The sequence below is a fragment of the Pantoea sp. C8B4 genome (assembly GCF_051336905.1).
Classification (GTDB): Bacteria; Pseudomonadota; Gammaproteobacteria; order Enterobacterales; family Enterobacteriaceae; genus Pantoea; species Pantoea rwandensis_B.
Window position 1 is genome coordinate 115,172 of record NZ_JBGMNK010000010.1, and the last position, 21,359, is coordinate 136,530.

At 55.5% G+C, this 21,359-nt stretch carries 16 protein-coding genes; 8 read left to right on the forward strand and 8 right to left on the reverse strand.

The window, feature by feature from the left end; genetic code table 11:
• Nucleotides 1-46 precede the first annotated feature (46 nt).
• Both ACCW76_RS14150 and ACCW76_RS14155 read left to right on the forward strand, forming a co-directional pair.
• Complete coding sequence (locus tag ACCW76_RS14150) at nt 47-811, forward strand: class II aldolase/adducin family protein (RefSeq protein WP_038644243.1); 765 nt, start codon at nt 47-49, stop codon at nt 809-811.
• A 9-nt stretch (nt 812-820) separates the two neighbouring features.
• Complete coding sequence (locus ACCW76_RS14155; RefSeq protein WP_436338869.1) at nt 821-1,768, forward strand: ABC transporter substrate-binding protein; 948 nt, start codon at nt 821-823, stop codon at nt 1,766-1,768.
• A gap of 42 nt (nt 1,769-1,810) precedes the next feature.
• Here the strand turns inward: ACCW76_RS14155 and ACCW76_RS14160 are convergent, their stop codons facing one another.
• The 4 genes from ACCW76_RS14160 to ACCW76_RS14175 all read right to left on the reverse strand — a co-directional run bounded on the left by ACCW76_RS14160 (nt 1,811) and on the right by ACCW76_RS14175 (nt 6,352).
• The gene (locus ACCW76_RS14160; RefSeq protein ID WP_436338870.1) at nt 1,811-2,857 is read right to left on the reverse strand and encodes an AI-2E family transporter; all 1,047 of its coding nucleotides are present in this window, start codon (nt 2,855-2,857) and stop codon (nt 1,811-1,813) included.
• A 179-nt stretch (nt 2,858-3,036) separates the two neighbouring features.
• The gene (locus ACCW76_RS14165) at nt 3,037-4,692 is read right to left on the reverse strand and encodes an ABC transporter permease (RefSeq protein ID WP_436338871.1); all 1,656 of its coding nucleotides are present in this window, start codon (nt 4,690-4,692) and stop codon (nt 3,037-3,039) included.
• Nucleotides 4,693-5,664 carry an ABC transporter substrate-binding protein gene (locus tag ACCW76_RS14170; RefSeq protein ID WP_197079561.1) on the reverse strand — a complete coding sequence of 324 codons (972 nt, stop codon included), beginning with the start codon at nt 5,662-5,664 and terminating at the stop codon, nt 4,693-4,695.
• Nucleotides 5,642-6,352 (reverse strand): ABC transporter ATP-binding protein, encoded by a 711-nt coding sequence (locus ACCW76_RS14175; RefSeq protein ID WP_045814084.1) that lies wholly within the window; start codon nt 6,350-6,352, stop codon nt 5,642-5,644. Before ACCW76_RS14175 ends, ACCW76_RS14170 begins: the two co-directional genes overlap by 23 nt.
• Nucleotides 6,353-6,580: 228 nt before the next feature.
• Between ACCW76_RS14175 and ACCW76_RS14180 the strand changes: the two genes are divergently transcribed.
• A complete protein-coding gene (locus tag ACCW76_RS14180; protein ID WP_045814083.1) occupies nt 6,581-7,804 on the forward strand; it encodes an MFS transporter in 1,224 nt (407 codons plus the stop codon).
• Between the two features lie 419 nt (nt 7,805-8,223).
• Here ACCW76_RS14180 and ACCW76_RS14185 read toward each other — a convergent pair whose 3' ends face one another.
• Nucleotides 8,224-9,039: a TIM barrel protein gene (locus ACCW76_RS14185; protein WP_436338873.1), complete on the reverse strand. Its 816-nt coding sequence runs from the start codon at nt 9,037-9,039 to the stop codon at nt 8,224-8,226.
• A gap of 413 nt (nt 9,040-9,452) precedes the next feature.
• Here ACCW76_RS14185 and ACCW76_RS14190 point away from each other — a divergent pair, with 413 nt between their 5' ends.
• Together ACCW76_RS14190 and iolB are read left to right on the forward strand one after the other, a co-directional pair.
• On the forward strand, nt 9,453-10,958 hold the full coding sequence (locus ACCW76_RS14190) for a CoA-acylating methylmalonate-semialdehyde dehydrogenase (RefSeq protein WP_038644250.1): 1,506 nt from the start codon (nt 9,453-9,455) through the stop codon (nt 10,956-10,958).
• A 25-nt stretch (nt 10,959-10,983) separates the two neighbouring features.
• A complete protein-coding gene (gene iolB, locus ACCW76_RS14195; RefSeq protein ID WP_038644251.1) occupies nt 10,984-11,802 on the forward strand; it encodes a 5-deoxy-glucuronate isomerase in 819 nt (272 codons plus the stop codon).
• A 159-nt stretch (nt 11,803-11,961) separates the two neighbouring features.
• Here the strand turns inward: iolB and ACCW76_RS14200 are convergent, their stop codons facing one another.
• Both ACCW76_RS14200 and ACCW76_RS14205 read right to left on the reverse strand, forming a co-directional pair.
• Complete coding sequence (locus ACCW76_RS14200; protein ID WP_034819711.1) at nt 11,962-12,807, reverse strand: MurR/RpiR family transcriptional regulator; 846 nt, start codon at nt 12,805-12,807, stop codon at nt 11,962-11,964.
• A gap of 207 nt (nt 12,808-13,014) precedes the next feature.
• Nucleotides 13,015-14,928 (reverse strand): bifunctional 5-dehydro-2-deoxygluconokinase/5-dehydro-2-deoxyphosphogluconate aldolase, encoded by a 1,914-nt coding sequence (locus tag ACCW76_RS14205; protein ID WP_045814080.1) that lies wholly within the window; start codon nt 14,926-14,928, stop codon nt 13,015-13,017.
• A gap of 547 nt (nt 14,929-15,475) precedes the next feature.
• On the opposite strand from ACCW76_RS14205, the gene iolD reads away from it, so the two are divergent.
• From iolD to iolE, 3 genes are all read left to right on the forward strand, one after another.
• Entirely contained in the window at nt 15,476-17,410 is a 1,935-nt protein-coding gene (gene iolD / locus ACCW76_RS14210) for a 3D-(3,5/4)-trihydroxycyclohexane-1,2-dione acylhydrolase (decyclizing) (protein ID WP_436338875.1), read from the forward strand.
• Nucleotides 17,411-17,559: 149 nt separating this feature from the next.
• Entirely contained in the window at nt 17,560-18,573 is a 1,014-nt protein-coding gene (locus ACCW76_RS14215) for a Gfo/Idh/MocA family protein (RefSeq protein WP_038644253.1), read from the forward strand.
• Between the two features lie 46 nt (nt 18,574-18,619).
• Nucleotides 18,620-19,516: a myo-inosose-2 dehydratase gene (gene iolE / locus ACCW76_RS14220; RefSeq protein ID WP_045814078.1), complete on the forward strand. Its 897-nt coding sequence runs from the start codon at nt 18,620-18,622 to the stop codon at nt 19,514-19,516.
• A gap of 144 nt (nt 19,517-19,660) precedes the next feature.
• Here the strand turns inward: iolE and glpD are convergent, their stop codons facing one another.
• A complete protein-coding gene (gene glpD, locus ACCW76_RS14225) occupies nt 19,661-21,169 on the reverse strand; it encodes a glycerol-3-phosphate dehydrogenase (protein WP_436338876.1) in 1,509 nt (502 codons plus the stop codon).
• Nucleotides 21,170-21,359: the final 190 nt, after the last annotated feature.

The following is a 21,359-nucleotide window of genomic DNA, read 5'->3' on the forward strand; positions in this document are numbered from 1 at the left end:
TGCCACGATGATGGGAAAGCATATTGACCTGAAATGAGGAGCGAAAATGAGCACTGAAACCCTGGATGTGGCTTCCCTGCGCCAACGCATCAGCGAAGGCGAATGGCAGGCGCGTGTGAAGCTGGCGCAGGCCTATCACCTGGCGGCCAGGCTGCGCTGGACTGACCATATCTACACCCACTTTTCTCTGCGTGTGCCGGGCGATCAGCCCCATTTTCTGATTAACGCTTTCGGTCAAACCTTCGATGAAATCTCGGCGGAGACGCTGGTGAAAATTGATATCGACGGAAACATCATTGATGACCCGACGGGGCTGGGGATTAACCACGCGGGATTTGTGATTCACAGCGCCATTCACCGTGCGCGTCCGGATGCGCATGCCGTGCTGCATACGCATACGGCGGCGGGCATTGGTGTCTCTGCGCAGCGCAACGGTTTGCTGATGATTTCGCAGCACAGCACGCGCTTCCACAATCGCCTTGGCTATCACGATTACGAAGGCATTGCGCTGGATCTTGATGAGCAGCAACGCATTGTGGCCGATCTTGGCGATCTTAACGCGTTGATTCTGCGCAATCACGGCTTACTCACCAGCGGTGGCAGCATCGAAGAAGCGTTCTATAACCTTTACTACCTGGAGCGTGCTTGCCAGGCGCAGCTAGCGGCTCAGTCGGGCGGTGCGGATTTGATCATCCTGCCTGATGCGGTATCCGAGAAAGCGGCGCAAGCCTTCGACAACAGCATCCGTAACCACAAATATCAGCTGCACTGGGATGCTTACATCCGCCAGCTCAACCGCAACGCACTCTGAGAATCCCCTATGAAATGGATGAAACCGGTTGTTTCGACGCTGTTGCTGTGCGCGGCGTTTAGCAGTCAGGCGGCACCTGATTTAAGCAAAGTCACACTGGTGCTGGGCGATCAGGCGCGCAATCTGCGTTCGCTGATTGAGGCCGCCGATGTTATGAAAGATGCGCCCTATCAGTATCGCTGGGCGAATTTCCAGGGTGCGGCACCGCTGTTTGAAGCGCAACGTGCGGGGGCAGTCGATACCTCTTACGCCGGGGATCTCCCGGTACTGATGGCGGCATCCGGCGGTGTACCGTTGAAGATCATCGCCACCAACGTCGGCGATGCTGGTTCGAACGGGGTGATCGTCCCGGCTGATTCACCGATTCACAGTGTGAAAGAGCTGGTCGGAAAGGAAGTGGTGGTGTCATCGGCGCGCGGCAGTATTTCCCAGCATCTGCTGTATGAAGCGCTGGAAGAAGCGCAGGTAAAACGCGATACGGTGCCGGTGCGGTTTGTTTTGCCAACCGATGCCAGCGCAGCGTTTAATTCCGGGCAAATTGCCGCCTGGGCCACGTTCGATCCCTATCTGGGGATTGCCGAACAGCACGGTGCACGCCTGCTGCGCGATGGGAAAGGGTTAACCACGGCACTGTCGTTTGTCACTGCCACGCAGAGTTCGCTGGACGATCCCGCTAAGCGGGCGGCGATTGTCGATTTCACCCATCGTTTAGCCAAAGCTCGCGAATGGGCGCTGGAGCACCCGCAGCAGTACAACGCAGTCTATGCCCAGTTAACACGTCTCTCGCCGGAAGATGCGCAGAAGATTACGCCGCGCATTTCGCACGGCATTCGGGGTGTGACGGCAGCAGATGTGGCGAAAGTGCAGAAGGTGTCAGATCTGTTTAGCGAGCTGAAGATTTTGCCGAACAAGGTCGATGTGCAGGCGATTACCGATAACAGCGTGTTTACGCAATAATCGGCCACCCGGCGCGATGCATCGCGCCGCCATGCTTATGTTTTAACGCGGACGCGATCCCGGCCGCCCAGTGCCTAACAGAATCGCCAGTCGGCTGCCGCCCGGCGTGGTCTCCATCAATATCTTGGTGACACTGGTGAGCGGCACTGACAGCAGCATGCCTACCGGCCCCAGCAGCCAGCCCCAGAAAATCAGCGACAGAAACACCACCAGCGTGGAAAGCCCTAAGCCGCGGCCCATCAGCCTGGGCTCCAGCATATTGCCAAACACCATATGAATCGCGCTGAACAGTGCCACCACAAACAACGCATCGTAAGTTCCGTTCAATACCAGCGCCTGAATAAATGGCGGGATGCCGGCGATGATCGGCCCGATGTTGGGTACAAAGTTGAGGATAAAGGCCACGACGCCCCAGAACAGCGCAAACTTCACGCCGATGAGTTCCAGCACCAGCCAAACGGCGAGACCGGTCATCAGGCTAACCAGGGTTTTTAGCGCCAGGTAGTGGGTCACGCCTTTGAAGGCGCGGTGTAACCCCGCGATGCGGATTTGCGGATTCACCATAGCGTTACGCATTTTGTAAGGCAGATGACGCACTTCGAACAGCATAAACACCACGGTGAGGATCAGCAGCAGCACGTTGGTCATGGCACCGGAAAACTGTTTCAGCAGCGTGGTGGCCATATCCATCATCACATTCGGGTCGAGACGGGCGGCTAAGGCTTCCGTGGAGACATTGATATGAAAGCGAGCGGCAAAGTGCTGCACCACGCCGAGCTTTTGTTCCAGCATGCTACGGATTTGCGGATAGGTATCGCTGAAGTCACTGGCCGAACTGGCCATCACGCCCACCAACAACAGGATGACGACAAATATCACGCTGATCACTGCTGTGATGGCCAGACCACGCGGCACACCTCGACGCATCAGCAGGGTGACCAGCGGATTCAGCACAATCGCCAGAAAGCTGGCGAGCAGGAAGGGCACCAGAATTTCTGACGCAGCACGGATGCCTGCCAGAATAATCACCAGCATCGCCATTTTGACCAGCATGTTCTGGCCAATTTTTTCCTGGGGCAGGTTGTTCATTTACTCTCCTGAGTCATCAATGGCTCAGGAGAGTGTAGTTGAATGAGAGTAAGTGATTGTTTATTTAGGAATAAGCGAAACGCGTGAGTGCGTTTTTCGGTAAAGACGCTGTGTAACGCGCAATAAATTGCGCCGCTACTGGCATGTGCAGCTGAGTTGTAGCGGCGCGATTCATCGCGCTATTTATTCCCCTGGCGCTGCATCAGCATGGTGGCGCCCAGCATCAGGGTGAGGCTGGCAAGCAGTGTCACGGTGGCCATCGCCATTCCTTGTCCCACGGAACCTTGCTCGAACTGACGCCAGATAAAAATCGCCACGGTTTGCGTCCCGGCGGGTGCCAGCAGTAGCGATGTCACCAGTTCGCGCGATGCTACGGCAAACACCATCATCATCGCAGCCAGCAGACTCGGAGCGACCAGCGGCAGGACGATCAGGCGCAGCGCCTGTAAGCGTGATGCGCCGTGCACGCGCGCCGCCGGTTCCAGCGTGGGGGCCAGCTGACGCAGCGCACTGCTGACATAGCGTACCGGCCACGGCAGCAGCAGGCAGCTGTAGGAAAGCAGCAGAATAAACATCGTGTTGTAGGGCGATACCGGCCAGAAGCCGCGGTTCCACAGCAGAATCAAACCGACGCCGACTACCACGCCGGGCATGGCGGCAGGCAGCAGCGCCAGCCCATCCATCATCGCCAGCAGACGCGTTTTACCTTCTGAGACGCGCCAGGCGATCAGGAAGCCGAGCAAGCCGGTGAGCAGTGCCGCACCCAACGCCAGCCCAATGCTGGTGGAGAACGCCGCTAATGCATCCCCTTGCTGACTGAACAGCGCGCCGAAATGGCGCAGCGTCAGGTTATTCACATGCAGGCCGCCGGAAAGCGTATTCAGCAATCCACTCAGCGTCATTGCGCCCAGCGGCAGTACCACGGCGAGTAAAACGGTGAGGACAAACGGCAGCAACATCAGCGGCAGCCAGCGCCCGCCCTCGGCAAGCTCCTGTACCACCGGTTTGCCGTTCACTGCCGTCACATCGCTGCTGCCGGTCAGTTTACGTTGCAGGAACCAGGCGGTGAGCGCCACCAGGCTCAGCATCAACGAGAGGGATGCCGCGCCCGGTAAGTCGATTGGCCAGTCCGCCAGTTTGGTTTCGATTCCGACCGTCATCAGCGTCAGATGCGCCTGAGTGCCGAGCGCCGCAGGCACGCCGTACTCTTCAATCGCCAGCGTGAATGCCAGCAGCACGCCACCGGCTAACGCCGGCAGCGTCAGGGGCAATGTGATCTGGGCAAAAGCGCGCCAGGCTGATGCGCCGTGCACGCGAGCCACCCAGGCGAGGCGCTGACCGCTCGCCATCAGCGAACGCGACACCGCAAAATAGACCACCGGGAAAATATTCAGCGTCATCACCAGCGTCATGCCGGTACTGCTGAACAGCAGGCTATCAAAGTTGATGCCGATGAGTTGCTCAAAATAGCCGTTGCGTTGCAGCGCCAGCGTCCATGACAGCGCCACGATATAGGGCGGCGTGAGGAAGGGGATCAGGAATAACAGATCCCACATTGCCGCACCCGGCAGGCGGAACAGGCCGCGCAGCGCGCCGAGCGGTAAGCCCAGCAGCAAACTGCACAGCGCCACGCCGCCGCCGATTTTCAGCGTGCCCAGCCACATCGGAACCAGCTGAGGATCTTCAAACAGCGCCGGTAACGCGCTGAAAGCCCCACTCCAGTTCCCCTCGCCAAGCTGTGGAAACAGTGCCTGTAGCACGATAAACAGCAGCGGCAGTGCCACCAGCAGCGTCAGCGCCAGTAGAATCAATCCATTCAGGGCACGCGACATCATTTACTGCCCGAACAGGGCGCCAAAGCGCTTCAGCACCGCCGAACGCTCGCTGCTGCCATCGCTATTAGCGGGCAGCAATTTGATCTCGGTGAACAGCGGACGCTGTGCTTTGATATCGGTACGTGCAGGCATCAACCAGGCCTTCGCGACTTGCTCCTGGCCTTCATCCGACAGCACATAATCGACGAACTTCTTCGCATCATCGGCATGTTGGCTGCTTTTCAGAATCATCATCGGACGCGGTGCCACCACGGTGCCATTCTCCGGGAAGATCACTTTGACGCTTTCACCCTGCGCGATGTTGTTATAGGTGACGTAATCCACCGCACCAAACACCGCCGCTTTCGCCCCTTGCAGCACGGGTGTGACGGCCTGGGCATTCGGGCCGCTCATCACCATGCCATTGGCTTTTAACTGATCAAACAACTGCCAGGCTTTCTCGCCTTCGCTGTTTTGCAGGCCAATCAACAGATCGAGTGAAGCTCCGGACAGAGCGGGATCCGGCGTGGTGACTTTATCTTTAAACGCGGGTGCCGTCAGGTCCTGCCAGGTTTTTGGCTCTGGCGTGCCGCTTTTGGTGTTCCACACAATGCCGAGTGCAGAAATACCCTGCGCGACATAGTTTGCCGTTTTGAACTGCTCTGGCACTTTCGCCGCATTGGCGCTTTCATACGGCAGCAGCCAGCCACGATGTTGCAGATCTTCGGCGGTATCCCATGAGGCAGAGATCAGCACATCGGCTTGCGGATTAGCCTGTTCAGCTTCCAGGCGCGCCATGACTTTGCCGGTCGTGGCCTGGAAGATATTCACCTTAATACCGGTTTGCTTTTCGAATCCGGTGGCAAGACTTTTTGATAGCGAACCCGGACCGGCGGTATACACCGTCAGCGCCTGGGCATCGTTGATCATCATAGCGGAAGTCAAAATCATCGCGCTGATGGCTCCTGTTTTAACTGACTTGAGAGATGGCATTGCGGTCCCCTGAGAGGTGAGTAACGGAAACAATCTGGCCCTGTGCCAGGTGAATAATGCGGTCGGCGAGTGTGTTGGCTTCCTCGCGGTCATGCGTGACATAAACAGCGGTAATGCCCGCACTGCGCAGCAGATCGGCCATGGTATGCACCAGGGTTTCGCGCAGATCGCGGTCAAGATTGGAGAGCGGTTCGTCGAACAACAAAATCGCGGGTTTGGCAACCAAAGCACGGGCGAGGGCGACACGCTGCTGCTGTCCGCCAGAGAGCAACGCCGGTTTGCGATCGCCAAAATCAGCCAGGCCAACCTGCGCCAGCGCTGCATCGGCTTGTTCACGCGCCGCCGCTTTTTTCACACCGCGCATGCGCAACGGGAAAGCGACGTTTTGCGCCACCGTCATGTGCGGCCACAAGGCGTAATCCTGGAAAACCATGCCGAGGTTGCGCATTTCCGGCGCATCACAATGACGTGCAGAGGCAGCGCAGCGATCGCCAATCCATAGCTCACCCGCCGTGGGTTGCAGCAAACCCGCCAGCAGTTTCAGCAGCGTGCTTTTGCCACAGCCGCTCGGGCCGAGCAGCGCAAGGATTTCGCCTGCGGGAATCGTCAGGGAGAGATCGTGCAGAATCGTCAGATTGTTCACCGACCATCTGAGATTTTTCAGTTCGATAGGCACGGCATGCGTCACTGGCTACCTCCCGTGAAGGAGTAGCACTGCGGCACGCGCGCCTGACAGCAAATCAGGAGCAGCATCAGATTGTTTATCCTCTTTGGGATTTGTTGGGCGCGAGTGTAAGTGGGCGATATGACGAAATGATGACCATAAATTAGGGCGATCACCGGATGCAGTTGGCAGGAAAAGGCGTATAGTTAGCCTTCTATACAAATATTTAGTCACCCACGAGCGCAATCACTCATGCCTGACCAGCCTGCCGCAGCCCCTGAACACGGCCGACTTCGCCTGAATCTTCTGATCCTCTCCATTGTGAAGTTCAACTTCGCCAGCTATCTCACGATTGGCCTGCCGTTGGCGGTGCTGCCGGGCTTTGTCCATGACGGATTGGGCTACAGCGCCTTTTGGGCGGGATTGGTGATCAGCCTGCAGTACATCGCCACGCTGCTGAGCCGTCCACATGCCGGGCGCTATGCTGATATGTGGGGGCCGAAGAAGGTCGTGGTGCTGGGGCTGGTGGGTTGTCTGATTAGCGGCATCTGTATCCTGCTTTCAGCTCTGACGGAAGGGCAGGGCGTCCTCAGCCTGATTTTGCTGTGTCTGGGGCGCGTGATATTGGGCGTGGGGCAAAGCTTCTCTGGCACCGGCACTTCACTGTGGGGCGTGGCGCGTGTTGGGTCGCTGCATATTGGTCGGGTGATTTCCTGGAACGGTATCGTCACCTACGGCGCGATGGCGATTGGTGCACCGCTGGGTGTGGTGATTTTCCGCAGCGGCGGTTTACTGCTGCTTTCCAGCATCATCATTGCCATCTGCGTGCTGGCGATTGCGCTGGCACTGCCGCGTGCGCCGGTGAAAGGCAGCAAAGCCAAACCGCTGCCGTTTCGTGATGTGCTGGGCAAAATCTACGGTTTTGGCCTGATCCTGGCGATGGGGTCAGCAGGGTTTGGCGTCATCGCCACCTTTATCACCCTGTTCTATCAGGATAAAGGCTGGGATGGTGCCGCCTTTGCCCTAACGATGTTCAGTGCCGCCTTTGTCGGCACGCGCCTGCTGTTCCCCAACGCTATCAATAAACTCGGTGGCCTGCGCGTCGCCAGCATCTGTTTTGCCGTCGAAGCGGTTGGACTGTTTCTGGTGGCGGGTTCATTCGATCCCTGGATGGCGAAAATGGGGGCGTTTCTAACCGGTGCAGGTTTCTCGCTGGTGTTCCCGGCGATTGGCGTGGTGGCGGTAAAGGTGGTACCGCAGCAGAATCAGGGCAGCGCGCTAGCGACCTACACGGCGTTTATGGATCTGTCATTGGGCATCACCGGCCCGATTGCGGGGTTTATCATGAGTTACGCCGGAGTCTCGCTGGTGTATCTGCTGACTGCGCTGCTGGTATGTCTGGCGCTGTTCTGCACGTTACGCATGATGAAGCGCATGCCCGCAGAGGCGAACGTAGAAATCAAAGAAAATGCCTGACTTCAATGAATAAAGCACCCTCACATCATTCATCCCAATCGCTCAGGCGCATCTAAACAGGGTCTTCAATCGCTCAGGCATCCTCTAAATAGTTTACGTCAGAGCAAGGCGGCAAGTTTGTAAGTCCCCAGGAACTTACGTCCGTCAGTGATTGAGGTGTGCAAACGTTGTTATGGCACTCAGGCATACCCGAAATAGTTTAAGTCAGAGCAAGGCGGCAAACGCGCGAATCCCCGGGAGCTTACGTCCGTAAGTGACTGGGGTGAGTAAGAGCGGCCAACGCAGCTATGACGTAAAATATGACGAGGATGGAAAAAAGGGCCTCCGACCGAGGCCAACACTAACAAAGTGTGTCTTGTTATGGACACAGATAAGGGTAGGGGAAACGGCGACCACACACCCTCGGCCGCCGTTATAAATCAGGCTTGCAGTAACTCAATACTCTGGCGAATTTCGCGTTCAATCTCTTTCGCGCCCCACTTCTCCAGCTCCGAGGAGAATGGCTCAAATGCGTAAATGCCCTTATAACCAAGCATCTCCAGACGCTTCACCTGCGCCACGCTGTTCAGCACATCGCGGTCGCTCAGCATAATGCGCTCTTCATCCGTCAGTTCCACCGTTGGGCGGGTATCTTCCACGCCTGAGAGATGCACTAAACCAATCTGGTTCACCTCAATCTCCTGCGGGAACTCCTGCTCGGCGTTCTCGTACAGGTGATGATGGAAGGTATCCAGCAGCAATTTAAACGGCACGCCCGCCTGCTTAATCAGCTTTTGCGTCTGCACCGCAGAGCGCAGTGAACTCACCGGGAAGCCCAGCGGCTCAACCAGCCCCTGAATACCGTATTCAGCGAAGCGCGGTGCCAGGATCTGCAACGCCTCCAGCGTTTTCTCTGGGGCGATGGCAATACCCTCGTTCAATGGGCACATCACCAGCGCTTTGGCTCCAATGGCTTTCGCTTCTTGCAACATCGCTTCGGCTTTGCTCAACAGCGCGTCATCAGGGCGGTTAAACGGATAGAGCGCGTTAATGGTCTCGATCTCGATGTGATACTTATCCGCCAGCGATCGCAGCTGCGACGCGCTCAGACCATCGGTGACCTTGCCGCCCGGCATATCGTTACGCAGTTCCACTTTGCTCAAACCCAGTCGCTGAACTAACTGGAAAAAAGCTTCTAGTGAGAGCGCAGGCGCAATTTTACGGTTGATACAGAAACGGGTTGGATCGATGGCCATGTGTGGCTCCTGTAATAGGATACGGATCAGATGCTGCAAAGAAAACATTTATTTCATTGTTAGTGAATTATGAAATATCAGATATTGGATCTTCCTCGCAAAAATTTCATATTTCGTTTCCCGCAACAGCATAGCGACGTGACTTAAGTAGAAAATGTGTGGTCACAGTGGGTTAGGGTTGCGCCGGGGCAAGAGGGGAAGAACGCCCGTAGTGAGGGCTTTGCGCCTGCCTGACGGCCAGAGCGGGAAAAATGCGATCCATGCCGCTAAAAGGAAATTTTCCAAAAAGAAGTATTTGAAAAATTTATTTCATTGTAATAGCTTCATAGCACGCTTTTCGTATTGCCTGGTCAGGTGGTGTTGCAGTGATAACCGACTGCCTGCAGGGAACTTCACATCAAAGAGGCAACGACATGACTATCGTAGGAAACTTTATCGGCGGCAAGATTACCCACAGCGCCAGCAATGAAACCATCCCGGTATACGATCCAGCCACCGGCAAAGTCGCGCGTGAACTGACGCAGAGCACCGCTGCTGAAGTGGAAAAAGCGATCGAAATCGCCCATGCCGCGTTCCCTGAATGGTCGAAAACTGCGCCGCTGCGTCGTGCCCGTGTGATGTTCAACTTCAAAGCACTGATGGAAAAACACCGTGACGAGCTGGCTGCGCTGATTGTGTCTGAGCACGGCAAAGTGTGGTCGGATGCGTTAGGTGAGCTGACGCGCGGTATCGAAGTGATCGAGTTTGCCTGCGGAATCCCGCATCTGATCAAAGGTGAAAACTCACCAAGCGTCGGCACCGGCGTGGATAGCTACTCGCTGATGCAGCCGGTTGGCGTGGTCGCGGGTATTACGCCTTTCAACTTCCCGGCGATGGTGCCACTGTGGATGTTCCCTATCGCACTGGCGTGCGGTAACACCTTTATCCTGAAGCCACCGGCGCTGGATCCATCAGCCTCTGTGCGTATGGCTGAACTGCTGAAAGAAGCGGGACTGCCGGATGGCGTGTTCAACGTGGTGCACTCGTCTAACGAAGATGCTGAGCAGTTGTACAAAGATCCGCGTATTGCGGCAGTGAGCTTCGTCGGCTCTTCCGGCGTGGCCGAGCATATCTACAAAACCGCCAGCGCCCACGGTAAACGTGTGCAGGCGTTTGGTGCGGCGAAAAACCACGCTATCGTGATGCCAGATGCCGATCTGGATGCCACTGTGAATGCCATCATGGGCGGCGCCTTTGGTTCTGCCGGTGAGCGTTGCATGGCGCTGCCTGTGGTTGTCGCAGTGGGCAATGATACTGCTGACAAACTGATTGCGCGTCTGACTCCGCTGATCAAAGCGCTGCGCATCGGCCCCGGTATCCAGAAAGGTGCTGAAGAGAACGAAATGGGCCCGGTGGTTTCTGCCGCACATCAGAAGAAAGTACTGGGCTACATCGACAAAGGTGAAGCCGAGGGCGCAAAACTGGTGGTAGATGGTCGTGGCGTGAAAGTCGCAGGCCATGAAGAGGGTTATTACGTGGGCGGCACCCTGTTTGATAACGTTACCCCGGACATGGTGATCTGGCGCGAAGAGATCTTCGGACCGGTATTGAGCATCATGCGTTCTACCGATTTCGACAGCGCGCTGAAGCTGGTAAACAGCCATGAATTCGGCAACGGCAGCGCCATCTTCACCAGCAACGGCCACACCGCGCGTGAGTTCGTGCAGAACGTGGAAGCGGGCATGGTAGGCGTTAACGTTCCCGTGCCGGTGCCAATGGCGTTCCACAGCTTCGGCGGCTGGAAGCGCTCAGTGTTCGGTGCCCTGAACGTGCACGGTCCAGACGGCGTGCGTTTCTACACCCGCATGAAAACCGCCACCGTGCGTTGGCCGAGCGGTCAGCAGACTGTTTCAGAGTTCAGCATGCCGACGCTGGGCTAATCTCGCTCTAACAAGGAGATCGATGATGTCTTTGATTTCGAAAGCACAGCAGCCAGACAGCAACGGCCGTATTCAGCACGTCACGCCGGAAAGTGCGGGCTGGGAGTATGTCGGTTTTGATGCTTATCTGTTGAAGAAGGGCCAAAGCCTGAAACTCAGCAGCGGCGATAAAGAGCTGTGCCTGGTGCTGGTGGCGGGTTTTGCCTCAGTGAAAACCCGCAACGCGGAGTTTCCCAACCTCGGCAAACGCCTGTCACCGTTCGAGCGTATTCCACCGTACTCGGTGTATGTGCCGCACGATGATGAAGTAGAAGTCTACGCCGACAGCGATCTGGAACTGGCGGTGTGTAATGCGCCGAGCAAAGGCAACCTGCCTGCGCGCCTGATTGCCCCGGAAGATGTGGGTGTGGAGCAGCGTGGTAAAGGGCGCAATCAGCGTCTGGTGCACAACATTTTACCGGACAACAAAGAGGCCGACAGCCTGCTGGTGGTGGAAGTGTATACCGACGAGGGCGCGACCAGTTCGTACCCGAGCCATAAACATGACCAGAAAACCAGCCCGGATGAGACCTATCTGGAAGAGACCTATTATCACCGTTTCGATCCAGAGCCTGGTTTCGCGATGCAGCGCGTGTATACCGACGACCGTTCACTCGACGAGTGCATGGCGCCGTATAACCGCGATGTGGTGACCGTCCCGCGTGGCTACCATCCGGTGGCCACCATTGCGGGTTACGATAACTACTATCTGAACGTGATGGCCGGTCCGGTGCGTTTGTGGAAGTTTACCTGGGAAAAAGATCACGCCTGGGTGAACAGCGATAAGTATCCGCGCAGTAAATAAAGTCGCAGGTCGCCCTAATGGCGACCCTATCGGCTAGCGATACGCTTGTCGTTGGGTGTGCAGTGATGCGCATCTGCCAGAACATCGCAAGATATGAATGACATATGTAAAAAGGGCAGCCAAATGGCTGCCCTTTTTGATGTGCAACGCTCGGCGAAGTTATTCGCCGGTGCCGGTATTATTCAACGCTAGTGAAACCGCCAGCGTCTGCGCCAGACAGAGTGAGGCGACCTGCGAACGGAAGCCATCAACCTGCGCTTCGCGCACCACAAAACACACATCGCTGAAGGCGGCCAGCGGACTCACCTGGCTGTCGGTGATGGCAATCAGATGTGCGCCGCGTTTGGCACCCAACTCAACCAGCTCAACCGCTTCACGCGCATACGGCGAGTAGCTGATGGCAATCACCACGTCTTTGGGATTCACCATGCTCAACTGCTCGGTAAACATGCCGCCGAGACCGTCGATCAGAAACGCACGACGCTCCAGATGGCGCAGTGCATACACCAGATAGGACGCAACGCTGAATGAGCGACGCAGGCCAATGATGTAGATATTCTCGGCTTCATCGAGCATTTTCACCGCTTTGTTCAGCTGGTCCGGATTAACCTGCATGGCTAGCTGCTGCAATGCCTGGCTGTTCACCATGGTGAAGACGTTGAGAATCTCAACCGGGCTCTCAGGAGAACTGGCGCTGTCATCCGTTGCGGTCTGGCGGAACAGACGGGCGCGCTCGGTATAGTTCACCGTTTCTTCCATCAGATGTTGACGGAAAACCTGTTTCATTTCGTTGAAACCGCTGAAGCCAAATGCGTTGGCAAAGCGAATCAGCGTGGAGGGCGGCACATCGGCCTGTTGCGCGATGGAAGCGACGGTATCGAAAGCAATGCTGTTGCTGTTATCAAGTATATAACGAGCCACCTGCTTCAGGCGTTTACTCAGCGTCTCATAGCGACGACGGATATCGTCCTGTAACAAGGTTAATTGGGTTGGATTATTGGTCATGACTTCGGCCCGTCAAAAAAGAAAATATGGCTGGATAATGAGCGCTATAGTACCAGATGGATGGAAAATTTCATTTGTTTGACGCTATCGTGACGCTTATTTCATCGGTTTATGAAATGCCTCACAAAAAGAAGTGATTAGCGAGAAGGCAAAAGCCAATAAAAAAAGCGGCTCTTGCGAGCCGCTTTTAACTGTGATTAAACCCTGTCAGCCACGCGCCGCGCGCCAGTAGCCAATCAGTCGCAGATAGTTGCCTTTCACCGTTTCAATCAGCGCTTTATCATCCAGCTCACCGTTGAGCCATTGGCGTGACGGTTGGCCGAAGATGGTGCGTCCGACGGCAAAGCCTTTCACCCAAGGCGCTTGCGCCGCCGCAGCGAAACCGGCTTTCAGCGTCTCTTCCGGTGCATCGAGGCCGAGCAACAGAATGCCGCGGCAGTGGGGATCGTTCTGTTCGATCAACCCGCTGATGGCCTGCCAGCTCTCCGCCGACAGCGGTGGCAGTTTCCACCAGTCCGGCTGGATGCCCAGGCTGTAGAAGTGACTCAGCATGTCGTAATAGTACGCTTCATTACGGTCCGGATTGCTCTCCGGCAGAATCAGTTCCAGCAGCAGCTCATGCCCGCTCTTGTTACAACCGTTCCACACATCGAGTACCAGTTCATCCTGCTCTTTACGCAGTTCGGCGCTGTCGTGCGGATGGTAGAACACCAGGCATTTCACCACGTGCTCTGCCGGCCAGTCGACCAGCTGCGAACCGATGTTGCCGTGCTCCAGACGCAGGGGACGCGAGCTTGGCAGTTCGATAGGGCGGCCAATCCACCAGTTTTTGCCGGTAATGGCGTTCAGCGCTTTCTGGCCGTAGGTGGTATCCGCCAGAATCCCACTCTTCTCATTTAAGCCTGCTTCGTTGGCCGCTTCCTGTGCCGCCTGCAACAGCAGCAGTTTCAACTGCGGGATCTTATCTTCACTGACGCCCGCTTCACGTGCCATATCGGCCAACTGCTTACGGTGGTCAAAGGCGAACACGTTGAGTTCTGGCCACTGCTGTTTACGCGTGGTGACGCGGTGCAGATGGTTGAGACGCGCATCCAAATCCGGACGTTTCACATCTTTATCGCGACCAAGGAAATCGTCCAGCTCTTCTTTGGTTGGCATCGCTGGCGCGCAACCGTGGCGTGAGACCACCAGCGCACCACAGGCGTTGGCGTAGCGGCAAGCCTGTTCCCAGCTTTCATCATTCAGCCAGCCGCGCAGCAGGCCAGACATAAAGGCATCGCCTGCACCCAGCACGTTCAGGACTTCAACGCGTACACCGGTTTGCAATTTGGTCTGTTCCCAGCTGTCCGGGATATCACCTTCAAACACCACGCAACCCAACGGGCCACGTTTACACACCAGCGTGGCTTTGCTTGCCTGGCGCACATTTTTCAGTGCTGTCAGCGTATCCGTGCTGCCGCCGGCAATATGGAATTCTTCTTCCGTTCCTACCACCAAATCGAAATAGTGCAGCACTTCCTGCAGCTGTTTCGTGACTTCACCGGATTCAACGAAACGCGTTTCGCCATCGCCCAGTGACGTCAGGCCCCACAGCACCGGACGATAATCGATATCCAGTGCGGTGCGCAGACCATTACGTTTGGCGATATCCAACGCTTTCAGTACCGCAGCGCGGGTTTGCGGATGTGAAAGATGCGTACCGGTGACCGCGACAGCGCGAGAAGAGGTGATGAATTCCTCTTTAATGTCATCCGGCACCAGGCCCATATCGGCACAGTTATCGCGGTAGAAGATCAGCGGGAAGGTATCTTCATCTTTAATACCGAGGATCACCAGGCCGGTCAGGCGGTTTTTATCGGTGATCAGCCCATCGGTGTTACAACCTACGCGCTGCAATTCTTCTCGCAGAAAGCGGCCGTTATGTTCATCCCCTACGCGTGCCAGCATGGCTGATTTCAAGCCCTGAATGGCTGTTCCATAGGCCACGTTACCGGAAGAACCGCCCAGATATTTATTAAAGCTGGTCATATCTTCCAGACGTGATCCGATTTGCTGACCGTAGAGGTCGACGGCGATGCGTCCGATACAAATCACATCAAGCCGCTTCTGTTGTGTACTCATACCTGTGGTTTCCTTCTGTGATAAGCAGACACTGGGGCGAAAACGCCCAACATCAAGCGCTATGCTTCCGGGTTCTCAAGGTGCCTGATTGGCTATGGTTGCAGTATGAGGAATAAAAATTCCAAATACAATATGAAATGAAACATCCATCGCGATTTTGTGACCGAGGTAAAACTCTGCACAATGCGCTATCACGGCACGCTGTTTAGCATCAGTTTCACTGATGCTCTGGCTTGTGAGCCAGGTCGCAGGAAAATGGCTGTGAATAAAGGAAGCTACTGAAGTGAAATGAAATTTCGCTATCTTGTTAAAATGCTATTTTGTCATTCCACTTTTACCCCTGCAACGGCCTCCGCTGGCAACGTTTCATCGCTGAATTTGATCTCCATCGCAAAATGAAATGTTTCTTCTGTAATTACGTTTAATGAAAAAAATATTTGTTTATAATCGCCACACGTTTCACTTATCCGCGGGTGCCGTAACGGCAGCGAAAACCCGAACCGCGTTGTACCTCACGTCAGGTACCAGCATGTAAAGGAAGAAGCATATGGGCACAATCAGACTTACCACGGCACAGGCGCTGGTGAAATTTCTCGATAACCAGTATCTGAACGTTGACGGCGTTGAAACCAAATTTGTGAAAGGCATTTTTGCCATTTTCGGCCACGGTAACGTGCTGGGACTGGGGCAAGCGCTGGAGCAGGACAGCGGCGATCTGGTGGTGCATCAGGGTCGTAATGAACAGGGCATGGCGCATGCGGCGATTGGTTTCGCCAAGCAGTCACTGCGTCGTCAGATTATTGCCTGTACCTCTTCAGTGGGACCGGGCGCGGCGAACATGATCACCGCAGCTGCCACGGCGACCGCGAACCGCATTCCTTTATTGCTGCTGCCGGGTGATGTGTTCGCGACGCGTCAGCCCGATCCCGTTTTGCAGCAGATCGAGCAGAGCCACGATCTCAGCATCAGTACCAACGATGCCTTCCGCGCGGTGAGCAAATACTGGGACCGCGTTAGCCGTCCTGAACAGCTGATGACTGCCTGTATTAATGCCTTGCGTGTGCTGACCGACCCGGCGGAAACCGGTGCCGTGACCATCGCGCTGCCGCAAGACGTGCAGGGTGAGGCCTGGGACTTCCCGGAATATTTCTTCCAGAAACGTGTGCACCGTCTGGATCGCCGTCTGCCGACTGCTGCCCAGTTGGAAGATGCTCTGTCGCTGATTGCGCGTAAACACAAGCCGCTGATTATCGTGGGTGGCGGTCTGAAATATTCCGATGCCGGTACCGCGCTGCTGAAATTCGCGGAACGCTTTAACATCCCGTTTGCGGAAACACAGGCCGGTAAAGGCACCATTGTTTCTGATCATCCACTGAATGTGGGTGGCGTCGGCGAAACCGGCTGCCTGGCGGCTAACCTGTTGGCGAAAGAAGCCGACCTGGTGATCGGGATCGGCACGCGCTACACCGATTTCACCACCGCTTCGAAATGGATTTTCCAGAATCCTGAAGTGAGCTACCTCAACATCAACGTCAGCAATTTCGACAGCTACAAGCTCGATGCAGTGCAGCTGTTAGCGGATGCGCGTGAAGGGTTGACCTCACTGGAAAGCGGACTGAAAGGCTTTGAGAACCACTGGGGCGGTCAGGTTGAGCAGGCGCAAAGCAAGCTGCTGAAAGAGACGCAGCGTGTGTATGCCGCCACTTATAACACTGACGATTTTATTCCCGAAATCGCCGATCACATTGACCGTGAAGCGCTGTTTACTGAGTTTGAGCGCCTGACGCAGTCAGTGCTGACGCAGAGCAGTGTGCTGGGCACCTTAAACGAGCAGCTCCCAAAGGATGCAGTGATTGTCGCGGCAGCGGGCAGTCTGCCGGGCGACCTGCAACGCATGTGGCGCACCAAAGATTACAACTCGTACCACGTTGAATATGGCTATTCCTGCATGGGCTACGAAGTCAACGCCGCGTTGGGCGTGAAACTGGCGCAGCCGCAGCGTGAAGTTTACGTGATGGTTGGCGATGGCTCGTTCATGATGCTGCACTCCGAGCTGGTCACCTCGATTCAGGAAGGCGCGAAAATCAACGTGGTGCTGCTGGATAACATGACCAACGGCTGTATTAACAACCTGCAGATGGAACACGGCATGGACAGCTTCACCACCGAGTTCCGTTTCCGCAACCCGGAAGGCGGCAAGCTGGATGGCGGCTTTATTCCGGTCGATTTCGCGGCGATTGCGGGCGGTTACGGCTGTAAAACTTATCGCATCACCACGCTGGAACAGTTGGAAGCTGCACTGATTGACGCGCAGAAACAGACCGTTTCAGTGCTGTTCGACATCAAAGTGCTGCCAAAAACCATGATTCACAAATATTTCAGCTGGTGGCACGTTGGTGTGGCTCAGACTTCAACGTCTGAACGCACGCAGGAAGTCGCTGACAAGCTTAACGTGCATATCGAACAAGCACGTAAGTACTAACACCCTTTTTAGGCCGGCGTTCGTCGGCCTTGTTTCACCCTATGTACCCCAAATAATTCGAGAGTCAGGAAGGCGGCCAACGAGAGCAGCCAACGCACCTGCATCTTGAAATATGAAGGGCATACTTATCCGACTCTACAGGTGTAATTATGACGCTCAAACTCGGTGTAATTGGTACCGGTGCAATTGGTCAGGATCACATTCGTCGCTGCAACAATGTGTTGCAGGGCGCGAAAGTGGTGGCGGTTTCAGATATCAACGTGGAAGGGGCCCGTGCGGCGCTGCAGCGTCTGAATATCGAAGCTGAGGTGTATCAGGATGGTCATCAGGTGATTAACTCGCCGGAGGTGGATGCCATTCTGGTGACATCATGGGATCCGACCCACGAAGAATTCACCCTCGCCGCCATTGCTGCTGGTAAGCCGGTGTTCTGCGAGAAGCCGCTGGCGATGAGCGCCGAAGGCTGCCGCCGCATCGTTGATGCCGAAATTAAACACGGTAAACGCCTGGTGCAGGTGGGCTTTATGCGTCCGTACGATTCAGGCTATCGCGCGTTGAAGAAAGTGATCACTGACGGTGAAATCGGCGAGCCGCTGATGCTGCACTGTGCGCACCGCAACCAGAGCGTGGGCGAAAATTACACCACCGATATGGCGATCACCAACACCCTGATTCACGAGCTGGACGTGCTGCGCTGGTTGACCGAAGACGATTATAAATCGGTGCAGGTGGTGTTCCCGCGCTCCACCTCGAAGAGCCACGCCAAATTGAAAGATCCGCAAATCGTGCTGTTCGAAACCCAGAAGGGCATTCGTATTGATGTCGAGATCTTCGTGAACTGCGCATACGGCTACGACATTCAGTGTGAAGTGGTGGGCGAAGAGGGCATTGCCAAGCTGCCTGAGCCTTCCTCTATTCAGATGCGCAAAAACGCGCGTCTCGGCAATGCGCTGCTCACTGACTGGAAAGACCGTTTCATTGAAGCCTATGACGTTGAACTGCAGGCCTTCATCAATGACGCCACGGCGGGCAAGTTGACCGGTCCTTCCGCCTGGGATGGGTTTGCCGCTTCCGTTGCGGCGGATGCGTGCCATAAAGCCCAGAACAGCGGCGCTATTGAGCCGGTGACCATGCCAGCGCGTCCAGACTTTTACGCCAAATAACTGAATCCGTGCGCTAACACTTCTCTCTCAGAATCAGGGAATTGAAATGAACAAAGACAATGTAAAACTGGCGATTGCGCCAATCGGCTGGACCAACGATGACATGCCAGAGCTGGGCAGCGAAAATACCTTCCAGCAGACCGTCAGTGAAATGGCGCTGGCAGGTTTCACCGGCAGTGAAGTCGGCAGTAAATACCCGAAAGATCCCGCAGTGCTGAAGCCGATGTTGGATATTCGTGGTATCCAAATCTGCAATGCCTGGTTCAGCACTTTCTTCGCCAACGGTGACAAGGCGAAAACCATCGACGAGTTCACCCATCACATGAACTTCCTGCACGCCATGGGCGCACGCGTGATTGGCTGCTCCGAGCAAAGTAAAAGTATTCAGGGCACCACGCTGGCGGTGCTGGAGCAGAAGCCGATCTTCACGGATGAAGAGTGGCGCCTGACGGCGGAAGGCTACAACGAGTTGGCTGAAATCGCGGCGAAGAAGGGCATGCGCGTGACGCTGCACCATCACATGGGGACCGGCATTCAGACCCCAGCGGAAATCGATCGCTTTATGGAATCGACCAATCAGAATGTCGGCCTGCTGTATGACACTGGCCACATCTACTACTCCGAAGGCTCACAGCAGGCGATGCTGGATGTGCTGACCCAATATCTGCCACGTATTTTCCACGTCCACCTGAAAGATGTGCGTGACAGCGTGGTGGCTGAAGTACGTGAAAAATCACTGTCGTTCCTTGATGGCGTGAAGAAAGGCACCTTCACCGTGCCGGGCGACGGCGTAATTGATTTCAAACCGGTGTTCAAAATCCTCGACGATTACGGCTACAAAGGCTGGATGGTGGTGGAAGCGGAGCAGGATCCGGCGCTGGCCAATCCGTTCGAATATGCGGTGAAAGCACGTAAATATATTCGCGAGAATACCGGTTTATAAGTTCAATGATACGCAATCAATTGCGCCGCTGCGGGTTGTGAACTTTCGTTGTAGCGGTGCGACTCATCGCGCTGTTTTGACTTCAGACACCATAAAAAAGGCCGTTACCCCTTTCAGGATAACGGCCTTTTTATTTGGCCTGGATTACGAAGCCAGCGACAGCGCCGGTTTCTGACCGTTGACCGCCAGCCACTCGCGAATGCGTGTCTGCTCGGCTTCTGTCAGCCACATACCTTGTTTAGTACGACGCCAGATTGCATCATCCAGTTCGCGCACCCACTCATTTTTCACCAGGTAGCGCAATTCGGCTTCATAAAACTCGTGGCCGAAGTTCTCGCCCAGATCCGCCAGACTGCTTGCGCCTGCCAGCAGTTCTTCGGTGCGGCTGCCGTAGGTACGGGAAAAGTGGCGCGCCATGCCTTCGCTGATAAACGGATAGCGACGACGTAAGCCTGCGGCGTAATCTTCACGGGTGCCAGAGAAATCACCGCCTGGCAGTACTGCTGATTTAGTCCAGGCTGGGCCGGCGTTGGGATAGTACTTCGCCAGTTTCTCCAGTGCGTGCTCTGCCAGCTTACGATAGGTGGTCAGCTTACCGCCAAACACGGACAGCAGCGGCGCCTGGCCGTTGTCATCGTGTACATCCAGCGTGTAATCACGGGTGATGGCCTGCGGAGAATCCGATTCGTCATCACACAGCGGACGCACACCAGAATAAGTCCAGACGATGTCATCTTTGCTCAGCTGCTGTTTGAAGTGTCCGTTAAACACTTTCAGCAGATAGCTGATTTCGTTGTCATCGATCTTCACGTCTTTCGGATCGCCTTTGTACTCCACATCCGTCGTACCGATGATAGAGAACTCGTCCATCCACGGAATCACAAACACGATACGATTATCTTCGTTCTGCAGGATGTAAGCCTGCTTTTCACGGTGTACGCGCGGCACCACAATGTGGCTGCCTTTGATCAGACGAATGCCATAAGGTGATTTTAGTTTCAGACCATCGTCGAACAGTTGCTTCACCCATGGGCCAGCGGCGTTGACCAGGCCTTTAGCGCGCCAGGTGAAAATTTTGCCGGTATCGATATCTTCCGCTTCTACCATCCAGAGACCGCCTTCGCGCCATGCACGGTTAACGCGGGTGCGGGTGCGCACTTCGCCACCCTGTTTCACCACTTCCTGCGCGTTAAGTACCACCATGCGCGCATCGTCCACCCAGCAGTCGGAATATTCGAATCCGCGCGTGATCTCAGGCTTAAGGGCCGATTCCGCGCCAAAACGCAGGCCTTTACTGCCCGGTAAGGTGGTGCGTTTACCCAGGCGGTCGTACATAAACAGGCCAAGGCGAATCATCCACGCCGGACGCAGATGCGGGCGATGTGGCAAGCGGAAGCGCATTGGGAAGGCAATGTGCGGTGCCATTTTCAGCAGCACTTCACGTTCGGCCAGCGCTTCGCCCACCAGACGGAATTCGTAATGTTCCAGGTAGCGCAGGCCACCGTGGATTAATTTAGAGCTGTTGGAGGAGGTTGCACAGGCCAAATCCCGCGCCTCCAGCATCAGCACTGACAGTCCGCGTCCTGCAGCGTCCACTGCAATGCCGGCTCCGTTAATGCCGCCGCCGATCACGATCAGGTCTTTGGTTTCCACGTCATCTCCTCCGATGTTCGGAATAGTTCTAAAATGTTCGTTTTCGAGCGTAATAATAATCGGAAACCAACATTGATGCCAGCGCTTAACTCAATAAAAACATTTTTGCGTGATATAGCTAACATTCCTGCAGGAAAAAAAATCCATAGCCATAACTTTTGTCAGGTTATCGCGACGGATTCTCAGGTTA